This window comes from Gordonia aichiensis, assembly GCF_039946255.1.
In the GTDB taxonomy this organism is placed as follows: domain Bacteria; phylum Actinomycetota; class Actinomycetes; order Mycobacteriales; family Mycobacteriaceae; genus Gordonia; species Gordonia aichiensis_A.
In genome coordinates this window covers 1-13092 of the sequence record NZ_JBCDWL010000011.1, presented here as the reverse complement: position 1 = coordinate 13092, position 13092 = coordinate 1, and the positions used below count along the sequence as shown (strand labels likewise).

Here is a 13092-nt window from a genome sequence, read left to right as displayed (position 1 = left end):
CGGCACGTCAGGCGCTCCGCAGACGGCCCCGGACGTCGGTTTTCCTCGTAGACTGCGGAGGGCGCAGACCGGTCCAGCGCATCGTTTCGAGGGGGTTTCCATGCCGACGTCAGCCTCAGATCTTCAGTTCGGAGTCTTTCTGACACCGTCGAGTTCGTCACCGCAACAGGCAGTCGACCTGGCCTTGATCGCCGAGGACGCGGGTCTGGACATGGTGACGATCCAGGATCATCCGTACCAGCCGGCCTTCCTCGACACGTGGACGCTGTTGAGCTTCATCGCCGCGCGCACCGAACGCGTCGTCCTGTCCGGCAACGTCCTCAACCTGCCCTTGAGACCTCCGGCGATGTTGGCCCGCGCCGCGGCCAGTCTGGACCTCCTGTCCGGGGGTCGTTGCGAGATCGCTCTCGGCGCAGGCGGTTTCGTCGATGCGATCGCGGCGATGGGCGGACCCCGCCGCACCCCTGGGGAAAGCAGGCGCGCGCTCGAGGAGGCCGTCACGGTGATGCGAGCCCTGTGGGATACCTCCGAACGCGGCGGCGTGCATCTGCCGGGCGACTTCTATCCGATCGACGGCGCCAAGCGCGGCCCCGCTCCCGCCCATCCCATCGGCATCACCGTCGGCGCGTACGGACCGCGGATGCTCGAGCTGGTGGGTCGCCTGTGCGACGGCTGGGTCCCCTCGCTCAGCTACCTGAAGAACGGTCCGTCCGACCTGACCGCGATGAACGCGACGATCGACGAGGCGGCCCGCCGCGTCGGCCGCGACCCCGCGCGCATCCGCCGGAATCTGAACCTCGGCGGGACCTTCGCCGACGCACGCTCCGGCCTGCTGGCCGGACCGCCGGAGTCCTGGGCGCACGATCTGGCGACGCTGGCCCGCGACTACCGGATCAACGGCTTCATCTTCGCCACCGACGACGCCGACGAGATCGAGACCATCGGGACCCGGGTGGCGCCGGCGACGCGGGACCTGGTCGCTCGGGGCTGACGTCTCGCACCGCTTTCGTCCGTGTCGCACCGCTTTCGTCCGTGTCGCACCACTTTCGTCCGTGTCGCACCACTTTCGTTCTGCGCACTCGGTCGCGACCGGGTGCGCAGAACGGAAACGGTGCGATACCGCGGGAAGTGGTGCGGTTACCGGGCCCGCGGGTGCGCGGTCGCGTACACCTCGCGCATGGTGTTGACCGTCACCAGCGTGTAGACCTGGGTGGTCGTGACCGACGAGTGCCCGAGCAGTTCCTGGACGACGCGGACGTCGGCGCCGCCGTCGAGCAGGTGGGTGGCGAAGCTGTGCCGCAGCGTGTGCGGCGAAACCTCCTTGTCGACGCCCGCACGCTCGGCGGCGTCGACGAGGACCTGCCACGCGCTCTGGCGCGACAATCGGCCGCCTCGCGCGTTGAGAAAGACCGCGGGCGTCGCCTTCTTGACGAGGGCGGGACGGCCGCGGACCAGATAGGCCTCGATCGCGGCGATCGCCGGGCCGCCGACGGGGACCAGCCGCTCCTTGCCGCCCTTGCCGCGCAGGATCACCGCACGGTGCTCCAGGTCGAGGTCGTCGATGTCGAGTGAGGTGACCTCGGAGATCCGGGCCCCGCAGCTGTAGAGCAGCTCCACCAGTGCGGCGTCGCGCAGGCTGCGCGGGCCCGTTCCGGCACCCGCGGCGTCGAGGATGGCCAGCACGTCGGCCACCGGCAGCGACTTCGGCAGCCTGCGTGCGGCTTTCGGCGGCCGCACCGAATGCGCGACGTCGGTCGGGGTGAGGCCCTCCGCGGCACAGAACTTGTGAAAGCCGCGGGCCGCGACGAGGGTCCGCGCGACCGACGAGTCCGCCAGCCCGGGGACCCCGCGGTCGGGATCACCCCGGCGCAGGGCCACCAGGAAGTCGCGGACGTCGTTCTCCTGGACGCCCGCCATCTCGTCGATGCCACGCTCGGCCAGAAACGTCCGGTATCGCGCCAGATCGCGGCGATACGACGCGACGGTGTTGACAGCCGAGCCCCGTTCGACGACGAGGTGGTCCAGATACCGGGAGATCGCACTGTCGACTGTCGCGGCGGCCATCGCTGCGGGCCCTACCTGCGGGCCGCGAACGCGGTCGGCTGATCGGGCCACGCGGCGTCGGTCCCGCGCAGAGCGGTGCCGGTCGCGTCCGCGGCCGCGAGCGCGAGCACGCCGGCCGCTGCCGTGGCGTTCACGATCTGTCCCGACAGCGCCAGTGCGACGGCCTCGGCCAGCGGAATCCATTCGACGACGAGGTCGGCCTCCTCGTCGTGGCGCGGCGCCGCGTCGAGGTGGTGGAGCCCTTCGGCGAGGTACACCCGCAGGGCCTCGTCGGTGAAGCCCGGCGACACGGCGAGATCGACGAGGGTCTGCCACCGGTCGGCCGCCAGATCCGCCTCCTCGGCCAGCTCTCGCTGCGCCGCGGTCAGCGGATCCTCGTCGGGGCCGCCGTCGAGCAGTCCGGCCGGCAACTCCAGCAGCCGTCGGCCGAGCGGATGCCGATACTGGCGGACCATCGCGATGCGTCCGTCGTCGTCCCGGGCGACGACCGCGACCGCGCCGTGGTGCTCCACCACCTCGCGCCGCGCGGTGCGCCCGCCCGGCATCGTCACCTCGTCGACGCGCAGCGCCAGGATCGCGCCCGCATACTCGGTGCGCGAGGAGACGGTGGCGAACTCGTGCGAGCCCGGTCCCGTCATCGCCGCCATCCCCTCATCGCCGCCCCCTCATGCATCCATCGCGCTACTGGGCGCCGTCGAGCAGTGCGTCGCCGTCCAGGTCGGTGGCGTCCAGATCGGTGGCGTCGTAGCCCTCCAGCTCGACCGGCAACCGCACCGCGGTCTTGTACTTGAGCGCGGCCTCGATGAACGACTTGAACAGCGGATGCGGTCGCGTCGGCCGGCTCTTGAGCTCCGGATGCGCCTGTGTGGCGACGAAGAACGGGTGCACGTCCTTCGGGTACTCGACGAACTCGACGAGCTTCCCGTCCGGCGAGGTGCCCGAGAAGACCAGCCCGGATTCGGCGATCTTGTCGCGGTAGGCGTTGTTGACCTCGAACCGGTGGCGATGCCGTTCGCTGACCTCGGTGGCCCCGTATGAGCGCGCGACCTGCGAGCCCGGGAGCAGCGTCGCCGGGTACGCGCCCAGGCGCATGGTGCCGCCCAGGTCGGCGTCGCCGGCGACGGCGGCCTCCTGGTCGGCCATCGTCGCGATCACCGGGGACGGGGTGTCCGGATCGAACTCGGTGGAGCTCGCGTCGGCGAGTCCGGCCTGGCGTGCGGCCTCGATCACCACGCACTGCAGTCCCAGACACAGCCCGAGCAGCGGGATGCCGTTCTCTCGCGCGTACTTGATGGCGCCGAGCTTGCCCTCGATCCCGCGGATGCCGAAGCCTCCCGGGACCAGGACGGCGTCGACGTCGCGCAGCGCCGCGTGCGCGCCCTCGTGCGTCTCGCAGTCGTCGGACGGCACCCACGAGATCTCGGTGCGGGTGCGGTGGGCGAAGCCGCCGGCTCGGATGGCCTCGGTCACCGACAGGTAGGCGTCGGGAAGGTCGATGTACTTGCCGACCAGCGCCACGCGGACGGTCTCCCGCGGGGAGTGCACGCGGTCGAGCAGATCGCCCCAGACGGTCCAGTCGACATCGCGGAAGGGCAGCCCGAGCTGGCGGACGACGTACGCGTCGAGCTGCTCGGAGTGCAGGACCTTGGGGATGTCGTAGATCGACGGCGCGTCGGGAGTCGAGATGCAACCGTCGATGTCGACGTCGCACATGAGCGCGATCTTCTTCTTGAGCGCCTCCGGCACCGGACGGTCGCAGCGCAGGATCAGCGCGTCGGGCTGGATGCCGATGCTTCGCAGCGCGGCGACCGAATGCTGGGTCGGCTTGGTCTTGAGCTCGCCCGACGGCGCCAGGTACGGCACCAGCGAGACGTGGAGGAAGAAGACGTTGCCGCGCCCGAGGTCGTGGCGGATCTGGCGCGCGGCCTCGATGAAGGGCTGCGACTCGATGTCGCCGACGGTGCCGCCGATCTCGGTGATGACGACGTCGGGCTCTTCACCGTCCTCGTCGGGGTCGTGCATCGCCATCATCCGCGACTTGAGTTCGTCGGTGATGTGCGGGATCACCTGGACCGTGTCGCCCAGGTACTCGCCGCGACGCTCCTTGGCGATCACCGTCGAATACACCTGGCCGGTCGTGACGTTGGCCGAACCGGACAGATTCCGGTCCAGGAAACGCTCATAGTGCCCGATGTCGAGGTCCGTCTCGGCGCCGTCCTCGGTCACGAAGACCTCGCCGTGCTGGAACGGGTTCATGGTGCCCGGGTCGACGTTGAGGTACGGGTCGACCTTCTGCATGGTCACCCGCATGCCGCGGGCGGTGAGGAGCTGTCCGAGGCTGGACGCCGTCAGACCCTTGCCTAGTGACGAGGCGACACCGCCGGTCACGAAGATGTGCTTTGCTCCGGCGCGCTGGTCACGCAATGATCGCAATTTTTCTCCCGTCGGGCGACTCAAGCCTGATGCGAATCCTGAATACCTACGGGACTTCAGCCTAACAGCAATCGGCGCCGTCGCGGCACACGGCACCGAACATCACGCGTCGGCGTGTCTGGAACCGCCAGTTCGGCACGCCCGACGAGTGATCACTTCTCGGGAACGGCCCCGACTGTGATGACCGTGGCACCCGGCCCGGTGCCGTAGGCGCCGGTCCGGCCGGCGCTCTCCTCACCGAGAGCCAGCACGGTGGTGAGCCGGCCGATCTGCTGGTCCACGTCGTCGACGGTGCTGACCGCATTGTTCAACGACGGGTCCGAGCGCACCACGCCGATCGGCGAGCCGCCGTCGGCCGAGCCTGCGCGGCCCACGAGCGCTCCGCCGGTGCCGCGCGCGGACATCGCGGCAGCGAACCGGCCCACGAACTGGCCTTGGGCACCCGAGTCCGCGGCCATCTGTCCCCCGGTGACCACCAGCACCAGGTCTGCGGGCTTGACCGAGCCGGCGGCGAAGTCGAGGAACCCGCCTTCCCGCAGGGCCTGCAGCGCGGTGCTGCGGTCCCCGTCCGAGGCCGGTTTCCCGCCCTGTCGCATCAGCAGGGTCACGCCCAACAGATCGCCGAGGCGCGATCCGGAGTCGGTGTACTCGGCGCGCAGTTGGGCACCGGTCGGGATCGCCTGGTCGACGACGGTCCTCAGCTTGGCGGCCTGTTCGTCACGGACCAGCGCGGTCGTCATCGCCATCTGCCCGGAGACCGTCCCGCCCGCGTCGTTGATCAGCCCCTTGAGCGCTTCGACGTCGGTGTCGGCGGCGTCGGGGGTGGTGATCACCAGGACGGTTCGCCCGACCAGAACGCGATCGGTCAGCCGCCCGGACACCGCCTTGATGAAGGCGTCGTCGTTCCCGACTCGCGTGCTGAGCGCATCGCGTTCGTCCTGCAGGTTGCCGATCTTGTCGCGATCGGTCCCGGTCAGCGCGTTCATCCGGTCGCCGATGAAGCCCGAACCCAGGAACAGCCCCAGCGTCAGAGCGAGGAAGACTGCGATCAGCGAGACGGCATGCTGACGCAGAGAGATCATTTGGTGTTCCACATACTGCTGACCCAGGCGGTCAGGGCATGCCACTGGTCGACGACCCAGTCGACGGCCACGGTGCCCCCGCCCTGCGCGATCACCACGGCCGCGATGATGGCGATGAGCGCGGCGACGATGAGCATCGCCATCATGGTGCCGCTGACCCGGCTGCGGTACAGGGTCGCGACGGCCTTCGCATCGACCATCTTGGCGCCGACCTTCAGCCGCGTCAGGAACCGCGACGGGATCTGTTCGCGCAGGTCGCGGTCGAAGAAGTCGTTGAGGGAGCCGCTGAAGCCCGCGGTCACGATGAGGGCGGCGCCGTGGAAGTCGGCCAGCAGCAGCGCCAGATCGCCTGCGGTTCCGGCCGCCGGGAACGTGGTGGCGCCGATGCCCAGGTCCTGAATGCGCTCCAACCCGGGTGCGTGCCCGTCGGGATCGGCGGGCAGGACCACCGCGGCACCGCACTTGAGCGTCTCGGTCTTGATGTCGTCGGGATCGCCGACGATGAGCGCAGGCCGGTAACCGGCCTTCATCAGGGTGTCGGCACCCGCTCCGACACCGACGAGAATCGGCTGATACTCCTTGATGAACGGCTTGAGCGACTTCAGGTCGGCGGCGCGATCGGACCCCTCGGCGACGATGACAACGTGTCGTCCTTCGAACGAGGTGTCGACCTTCGGCACACCGACGCCGTCGATCAGCAACGGCGACTCACTGCGAATGAACTCGATCGTGTTCCCCGAGAACGCCTCGAGATGATCGACCAGACCGGTCTTGGCGTCGAGCATCAGATCGGCGATCTCGCGTTCGCCGAGTTCCTGTCCGCGCGCGACGACGCGCTCGCCGATGTACAGCTTGCCCTCGTGCAGCCGGACCCTGGTGCCGTCCTTGACTCGCGAGAAGACCTCCGCGCCGACGTTGTCGAGCAGCGGAATGCCGGAGGCGGCGAGGACCTCGGGACCGAGGTTGGGATAGCGGCCGGTGATCGATTCGGCGACGTTGACGACCGCGGCGACCTCCGCCTCGACGAGCGCGTCCGCGGTCACCCGGTCGAGGTCGACCTGGTCGAGGATCACGATCGCACCGTGGTCGACCCGGCCGACGAGTCGTTTGACGTTCTTGTCGATCCGGGCGATGCCGGTGAGTCCGGGGAGTTCTTCGGTCTTCCGCGAGAGCAGAGCTGGCATCCTCATGTGTCCCATAGTGACCTTCAGAATCACCAGTCACACGGAGGCGCGCCGTACCACGCCCGACTTTTCCGGATGTCGGCGGCGTCGATCAGTCCTCGGCGCGAGCGCTCTCGGCCGTCGTCAGCAGTTCCTCCGCGTGCGCCTTACCGGTCTCCGAGTCGCCGAGGCCGGCGAGCATCCGGGCCAGTTCGGCGATCCGCTCGTCGCGGCCGAGCGTGGTCAGCGTCGAGGTCTGGCGCCCCTTGCTGCCGCCGCCGGACTTCCCGATGACCAGGTGATTGTCGGCGAAGGCCGCGACCTGCGGCAGGTGCGTCACGACGATCACCTGGTGGCGCCGCGCCAGCCGCGCCAGCCGCGCCCCGATCTGCACCGCGGCCGCACCGCCGACACCCGCATCGACCTCGTCGAAGACCATCACGCCACCCGAATCGGGCTCTGCCAGAACCACTTCCAGTGCCAGCATGACGCGAGAGAGCTCACCGCCGGACGCCGACTTCGCGATCGGCAGGGGTGCCGCGCCCCGGTGTGACACCAGACCGAATTCGACGCGGTCGGCGCCGTCGCCGCCGGCGTGCGCCGACCGGCCGCCGATCTCGACGGCGAGGCGATCGTCGTCTGCGTTCAGCAGCGACACCTCGACAGCGAGTTGGCTGCCGCCCATCGCCAGGCCCGTCAGCTCTGCCGACACCTTGGTCGCCAGGCTCTTCGCCGCGCGGGCACGCTGTTGATGGAGCTTGCCCGCCAGTTCGGCGACCCGGGCCCGGGCGCCGTCGGCCTTCGCCTCCAGTTCGTCGATCGCCCCTTCGGGGTCGTCGATCTGGGCCAGCCGCGCGGCCGCCTCGTCGCGCCAGGCGAGCACGCCGTCGATGTCGGCGGCGTACTTTCGCGTCAGCGTCTTGAGTTCGGCCTGACGGGTGAGCAGGGCGCCGAGGTCGCCGGCGTCCTCGGGGAGGCCGCCGAGGTAGGCGGTGAGTTCGGCCCCGAGATCGGTGACGACGGTCAGCGCCTCCGCGACGCGCGGATACAGCTCGCGCAGCGCCTCGTCGGAGGCCGTCTCCAGCAGGGAGCGGACGGTGCCGAGTCCGTCGACCACCGAGCTCCCGTCGATGCCGGCGACGATGTCGTGCGCGGTGGCCGCCGTCGAGCGGATCTCCTCGAGGTCGGTCATGCGGCGAATCGTCGCGATCAGATCGGCGTCTTCGCCGGGGTTCGGTCCGACCGCGTCGATCTCGCCGATCCCGAACCTGAGTCGGTCGGCCTCCTGGGCGATCTCGCGCGAGTCGGCACGGCGTCGGTCGAGTTCGTCGAGCAGGGCCACCCATTCGGCTCGGGCGGCGCGGTACTTCTTCAGCGTCGTCGCGGCTGCGGAGCCCGCGAACCGGTCGAGGGCATTGCGCTGCTGGTCGGGCCGGATCAGGCGGAGCTGGTCGTTCTGGCCGTGGATGGCCAACAGTTCCCCGGTGAGTTGCGCGAGCGTGCCGACCGGAACCGACCGGCCGCCCAGGTGGGCGCGAGAACGCCCGTCGGCGTTCACCGTCCGGGCGGCGATCAGGGTGTCGTCGTCGTCCAGGTCGGCGCCGCTGTCTTCCAGCAGTTCGGCGACCGCGGCCCGGTCCGCGGGAAGCCGGAACCGACCTTCGACGACCGCCTTGGCGTCGCCGGTCCGCACCCGCCCGGCGTCGGCTCGGGCCCCCGACAGCAGCCGGAGACTGGTGACGATCATCGTCTTGCCCGCACCGGTCTCACCGGTCAGCACGGTGAACCCGGGGTGGAACTGGGCGCTGGCCGATTCCAGGACGCCGAGGCTGCGGATGGAGAGTTCCTCGAGCACCGTCGGCTCAGCTCCTTCCGCGCCAGCCGGTGACCGGCAGCGAGAACTTGGTGACGAGCCGGTCGGCAAAGGGTTCGGAGTCGATGCGGACCCAGCGCAGCGACCGCTGCGCACGGACCACCTCGACGCGGGACCCGGCGGGGACGTCGATGATGCGGCGACCGTCGCACAGTGCGACGCCGTCGCGGCCCTCCCGATGCACCTCGACGGCGACCCGCGACCGCGGGCTGGTGACCATCGGGCGCGCGAACAGCGCGTGCGCATTGCTCGGCACCACCAGGATCGCTTCGAGGTCGGGCCACATGACCGGCCCGCCGGCAGAGAACGCGTAGGCCGTCGATCCGGTCGGGGTGGCGACCAGCAGTCCGTCGGCGCCGAAGGCCGCGACCGGACGGCCGTCCACCTCCATCACAAGCTCGAGCACACCGTTGTGCGACGAGTTCTGAATCACCACCTCGTTGAGCACCCAGTCACGTGCCCGCGGCCGATCGCTTCCCGGGTCGATGACGGACACGTCGAGCACCATGCGGTCGACCACCCGGTACTCGCCGCCGATCAGTCGGTCGAGGACCTCGTCGATCCGGTGGGCTTCGGCTTCGGCGAGGAAACCGATGTGCCCGAGGTTGATCCCCATCAACGGAACACCCGCGGGGTAGGCCAGTTCGGCCGCCCGCAGGAAGGTGCCGTCGCCGCCGAGAACGAGCACCAGTTCGCAGCCCTGGGCCGACGCGGAGTCGGCGTGCGTCACCTCGACATCGGCGCCGGCGTCTCGCAGCATCGCCGGATCGACCGGATGGGTCTGAACGAAGGGCGGCGCGGGCCGACGGGTGTCGTGGTCGACGACGCGCAGTGCGATGCCCGCTTCGCCGCAGCGGCGGGCGATCGTCAGCAGTGTCGAGGTCACCTCGTCGCGACCCGTGTGCGCGACCACCAGGAATGTCCGGCGGCTGTCGTCTCCGTTCCCGGATGCGGCCATCGTCGTCCCCCTTCCCTACTGCGGTCCGTCGGCGACGGCCTGGTCGATCAAGGCGCGGACGCGTGCGCGCTCGGCATCGTCCGCCCATCCTGCCGGGGCTGTCCCGGCGTCCGCGTCAACGGTATCCTCGCCCACCGACAGTCGCTCGTCGGGCACCGGCGAATCGGCACGCTTGTGCAGCCAGAGGAAGAATTCGACGTTCCCCGACGGCCCCGGCAGCGGACTGGCGACGACCGCCCGTGTCGTCAGTCCGAGCGCTGCGGCGGTCGCCGCGACCTCTTCGACTGCCTCGGCCCGCAGGTGTGGATCGCGGACGACACCGCCCGCGCCCACCCGGGACTTTCCCACCTCGAACTGCGGTTTCACCATCGGCAGCGCGTCGCCGCCGGGCCGCAGACAGGCGGCCAACGCGGGCAGGACGAGTTTGAGTGAGATGAACGAGAGGTCGCCCACGATCAGCTCGACCTCGCCGCCGATCATCTCCGCGGTGAGATTGCGCACGTTTGTTCGATCGTGCACGTGGACGCGGTCATCGGTCTGCAGTTTCCACACGAGTTGGCCGTACCCGACGTCGACCGCTTCGACTTCACGGGCGCCTCGGCGGAGCAGGACGTCGGTGAATCCCCCGGTCGACGCTCCCGCGTCCAGGCAGCGTTTGCCGTCGACCGAGACGCCGAGCGGTTCGAAGGCGGCCAGGGCGCCGAGCAGCTTGTGGGCCCCTCGCGAGGCCCAGTGGTCGGTGTCCGGTTCGGTGACCACGATCGGGGTGTCCTTGGCGACGTTGGTCGCGGCTTTGCTCGCGGGTGAGCCGTTGACCTTGACGTGGCCGGCATCGACCATCTCCCGCGCCTGTTCGCGTGATCGTGCGAGCCCCCGTCGGACCAGTTCGGCGTCAAGTCGTGCGCGCGCTGCCATCAGCGTCTCCTTCGTCGTGTGATCGCCTCCGAGCCGGCCGATGCGACGGTGACGCGGACCGCGTCATCCGCGGCCGGCGTCTTCCAGCGCCGCGGCCAGGTGGTCGTGAGCCTTGGTGAGCAGTTCCGCCTGCCGCGACAGCGCGCCGAGGTCGAGGTCGTCGTCCGCGGACGACCGAACCATGTCGGCCTCATCGAGAAGTTCCGCGGCGGCGACGACACCCGGATGCCGGGCCGGATCACCGGGCCCCGCAGCCCGTGCCGCCGCCTCCGCGGCCAGGGACGCCGGCGACGGCCCCGAACGTGGCGATGTCGATTCACTCATAGCCCGTCCAGGCTAGCGCAGCGCGCTCAACCCCAACTCGGCCAAGGCCTGTGCCGAAGCATCGTCCTCGGCTGCGATGCGCAGCTCGAACGCGCCGACGTCGGCGGTCCACACCGCATGCGCGAGTGCCGCGGCCAACGATGCGGCCGTCCCGTCGCCGCGGGCCGACACTTCGACATGCTCACGATTGATCTCGATCCGCCAGGCCTGGTGCGGCCCGATCCGCACCGCCGAGGCAGGACCGCCCAGCGCTCCGAGATCGGCGGACACGTAGGTGGGCCGCTGGGCGGGCGGCGCGGCCAGCAGTTCCGGACCGCCCGAGACGCCGGTCAAGACCAGCAGGCTGTCGATGCCGACGGCGTTCGCACCTTCGATGTCGGTGTCGAGGCGGTCGCCGATCATGAGCGGGCGCTTGCCCGCGGTGCGAGCGAGCGCGCCGCGCATGATGGTCGCCCCCGGCTTGCCCGCCACGACAGGCTGGGTCCCGGTCGCTGAGACGACCGCGGCGACCATCGAACCGTTGCCCACCAGGAGTCCGCGTTCGGTCGGCAGAGTCGTGTCGACATTGGTCGCGTAGTAGGCGGCGCCGTGCCGAATGGCCAGTGCGCCCTCCGAAAGCTGTGCCCACCCGGTATCGGGGGAATGACCGTGGATGACGGCAGCCGGGCCGTCGTCTGCCGATTCGACGACGCGCAGTCCCCGGGAGCCGACCTCGTCGCGCAGAGCCTGCGACCCGATCACGAGCACCGCGGAACCGTCTTCGAGTTCCTGCGCGGCCAGGTCCGCGCCCGCCTGTGCACTGGTGACGACCTGGTCCGGCGATGCCTCGAAGCCGAGGGAGGCCAGATGTTCGCAGACCTGCGCTGGGCTGCGACTGGCGTTGTTGGTGACGTACAGGACGCGCCCGTCGGCGGCAGCGACGGCTTCGCGCGCGTTCTCGAGGACTTCCGCGCCGGTGTAGAGGGTGCCGTCGAGATCGACCAGGAGGACGTCGTAGAGGTCGGACAGTCGAGCGTCCGGATCCGAGTCGGTCGGCATCTGGCCGCCGACACCCTCCCCGCCTTCCAGCAGTTCCATCAGTCGGAACTCGGCGTCCGTCTCGTCGTCGATATCGGCGGCTGCGGCGTTCTGGAACCAGGTAACAGATTCTGCGCCGCGACCGGCCGCCTCCAGCGCGGAGGCGTACGCATAGAACAATCGGGCCGCCTCGGTCCCGACCTGTCCGGGACGCAGATCTTCGCGCGCCAGGGTCTGCACGGCTGCTTCCGGGTCACCGAGGTCGATGAGTGCACCGGCCTTGACCATGCTCAGTTCCGTTCCGGCTTCGCCGGTCAGCGCCCGTCCCTCGTCGCTGTCGGCGATGTCGACTGCCCGTTGCGGCTGGCCGAGGCCCCGCTCGCTGTCGGCGATCAACGGCAGCAGCGCGTCGTTCCCACTCATCCGGCGCGCGGCCCGCAGTTCGGAGATCGCCTCCTGCCATTCGCCCACCGAGTAGGCGACGATTCCGGCGGTCTCCCGGACGACGGCGACGCGTGCGGCGCGCGCGCGGGCGGCTCGGGCGTGTTCGAGCGCCTGTTCGGGATCCTCTTCGAGAAGGATGGAGGCCATCACCAGATGCCGGGCGACGCGGTCGGCGGTCTGCTTGTCGAGGGCTTGCAGGTCGCGTCGCACCTCCGGGTCGAGATCTGCCGCCGACACGTCATCGGCGATCCGCGGCCCCGAAGAATCCCGGCTCTCCGCCGGCCGACGGCGACCATTCCTGTTGCCGGCCGAACCCCGACCACCGTTGTTGCTCATAGCCCTCTAATCTATTATCCGACCTGCGCATTTGACCAATCCGCCCCTGAGGTCTCGATACGCTCGCTCACTGCGTTCGCGGGCTACTCGACCACCCTGGGAAGACAGCGCTCCTTTTAGGTTGGTCGAGTAGCGACCGAGCGGAGCGAGGCCGCGTATCGAGACCCCGCGACCTGGCTCCCTTTTAGGGTGGTCGAGTAGCGACCGAGCGCAGCGAGGCCGCGTATCGAGACCGCGCGTCACGCACGGCCCTGTGACAGAGCCGGCTCCCTTTAGGGTGGTCGAGTAGCGACCGAGCGCAGCGAGGCCGCGTATCGAGACCCCGCGTCACGCACGGCCCTGTGACAGAGCCGGCTCCCTTTAGGGTGGTCGAGTAGCGACCGAGCGAAGCGCAGGCCGCGTATCGAGACCCCCGGGCCCGGAAATGGGTTGAGCCCCCAACCGTTCCCGGTTGGGGGCTCAACAAAAATGTGTTCGGCAGTG

11 protein-coding genes are annotated in these 13092 nt (G+C 69.8%); 1 reads left to right on the top strand and 10 read right to left on the bottom strand.

What is annotated here, in order from left to right; translation table 11 throughout:
- Positions 1 to 100: 100 nt before the first annotated feature.
- Positions 101 to 991, top strand: a complete 891-nt coding sequence (locus AAFO60_RS13610; protein WP_347956753.1) for an LLM class flavin-dependent oxidoreductase — start codon at positions 101 to 103, stop codon at positions 989 to 991.
- Between the two features lie 146 nt (positions 992 to 1137).
- Here AAFO60_RS13610 and xerD read toward each other — a convergent pair whose 3' ends face one another.
- From xerD to AAFO60_RS13560, 10 genes are all read right to left on the bottom strand, one after another.
- Positions 1138 to 2064, bottom strand: coding sequence for a site-specific tyrosine recombinase XerD (xerD, locus tag AAFO60_RS13605; RefSeq protein WP_347956752.1), 927 nt, complete (start codon positions 2062 to 2064; stop codon positions 1138 to 1140).
- An 11-nt stretch (positions 2065 to 2075) separates the two neighbouring features.
- A complete protein-coding gene (locus AAFO60_RS13600; RefSeq protein WP_347956751.1) occupies positions 2076 to 2702 on the bottom strand; it encodes an NUDIX hydrolase in 627 nt (208 codons plus the stop codon).
- Between the two features lie 43 nt (positions 2703 to 2745).
- A complete protein-coding gene (locus tag AAFO60_RS13595) occupies positions 2746 to 4497 on the bottom strand; it encodes a CTP synthase (protein WP_347956750.1) in 1752 nt (583 codons plus the stop codon).
- Between the two features lie 152 nt (positions 4498 to 4649).
- Positions 4650 to 5579, bottom strand: coding sequence for a copper transporter (locus AAFO60_RS13590; RefSeq protein WP_347956749.1), 930 nt, complete (start codon positions 5577 to 5579; stop codon positions 4650 to 4652).
- Positions 5576 to 6769: a putative cytokinetic ring protein SteA gene (gene steA, locus AAFO60_RS13585; RefSeq protein ID WP_347956748.1), complete on the bottom strand. Its 1194-nt coding sequence runs from the start codon at positions 6767 to 6769 to the stop codon at positions 5576 to 5578. The genes AAFO60_RS13590 and steA overlap by 4 nt, the downstream gene beginning before the upstream one ends.
- 85 nt (positions 6770 to 6854) lie before the next feature.
- On the bottom strand, positions 6855 to 8597 hold the full coding sequence (gene recN, locus AAFO60_RS13580) for a DNA repair protein RecN (RefSeq protein ID WP_347956747.1): 1743 nt from the start codon (positions 8595 to 8597) through the stop codon (positions 6855 to 6857).
- A gap of 7 nt (positions 8598 to 8604) precedes the next feature.
- Entirely contained in the window at positions 8605 to 9573 is a 969-nt protein-coding gene (locus AAFO60_RS13575) for an NAD kinase (protein ID WP_347956746.1), read from the bottom strand.
- A 15-nt stretch (positions 9574 to 9588) separates the two neighbouring features.
- Positions 9589 to 10488: a TlyA family RNA methyltransferase gene (locus AAFO60_RS13570; RefSeq protein ID WP_347956745.1), complete on the bottom strand. Its 900-nt coding sequence runs from the start codon at positions 10486 to 10488 to the stop codon at positions 9589 to 9591.
- Positions 10489 to 10551: 63 nt separating this feature from the next.
- On the bottom strand, positions 10552 to 10812 hold the full coding sequence (locus AAFO60_RS13565; protein WP_347956744.1) for a hypothetical protein: 261 nt from the start codon (positions 10810 to 10812) through the stop codon (positions 10552 to 10554).
- Between the two features lie 12 nt (positions 10813 to 10824).
- Positions 10825 to 12609, bottom strand: coding sequence for an HAD-IIA family hydrolase (locus AAFO60_RS13560; RefSeq protein ID WP_347956743.1), 1785 nt, complete (start codon positions 12607 to 12609; stop codon positions 10825 to 10827).
- Between the last annotated feature and the right edge of the window lie 483 nt (positions 12610 to 13092).

What these genes read in the sequence shown, in the direction of transcription:
- AAFO60_RS13610 (WP_347956753.1), top strand. Translation starts at nt 101, where the DNA reads ATGCCGACGTCAGCCTCAGATCTTCAGTTCGGAGTCTTTCTGACACCG.
- xerD (WP_347956752.1), bottom strand. Translation starts at nt 2,064, where the DNA reads ATGGCCGCCGCGACAGTCGACAGTGCGATCTCCCGGTATCTGGACCAC.
- AAFO60_RS13600 (WP_347956751.1), bottom strand. Translation starts at nt 2,702, where the DNA reads ATGACGGGACCGGGCTCGCACGAGTTCGCCACCGTCTCCTCGCGCACC.
- AAFO60_RS13590 (WP_347956749.1), bottom strand. Translation starts at nt 5,579, where the DNA reads ATGATCTCTCTGCGTCAGCATGCCGTCTCGCTGATCGCAGTCTTCCTC.
- steA (WP_347956748.1), bottom strand. Translation starts at nt 6,769, where the DNA reads ATGAGGATGCCAGCTCTGCTCTCGCGGAAGACCGAAGAACTCCCCGGA.
- AAFO60_RS13575 (WP_347956746.1), bottom strand. Translation starts at nt 9,573, where the DNA reads ATGGCCGCATCCGGGAACGGAGACGACAGCCGCCGGACATTCCTGGTG.
- AAFO60_RS13570 (WP_347956745.1), bottom strand. Translation starts at nt 10,488, where the DNA reads ATGGCAGCGCGCGCACGACTTGACGCCGAACTGGTCCGACGGGGGCTC.
- AAFO60_RS13565 (WP_347956744.1), bottom strand. Translation starts at nt 10,812, where the DNA reads ATGAGTGAATCGACATCGCCACGTTCGGGGCCGTCGCCGGCGTCCCTG.
- AAFO60_RS13560 (WP_347956743.1), bottom strand. Translation starts at nt 12,609, where the DNA reads ATGAGCAACAACGGTGGTCGGGGTTCGGCCGGCAACAGGAATGGTCGC.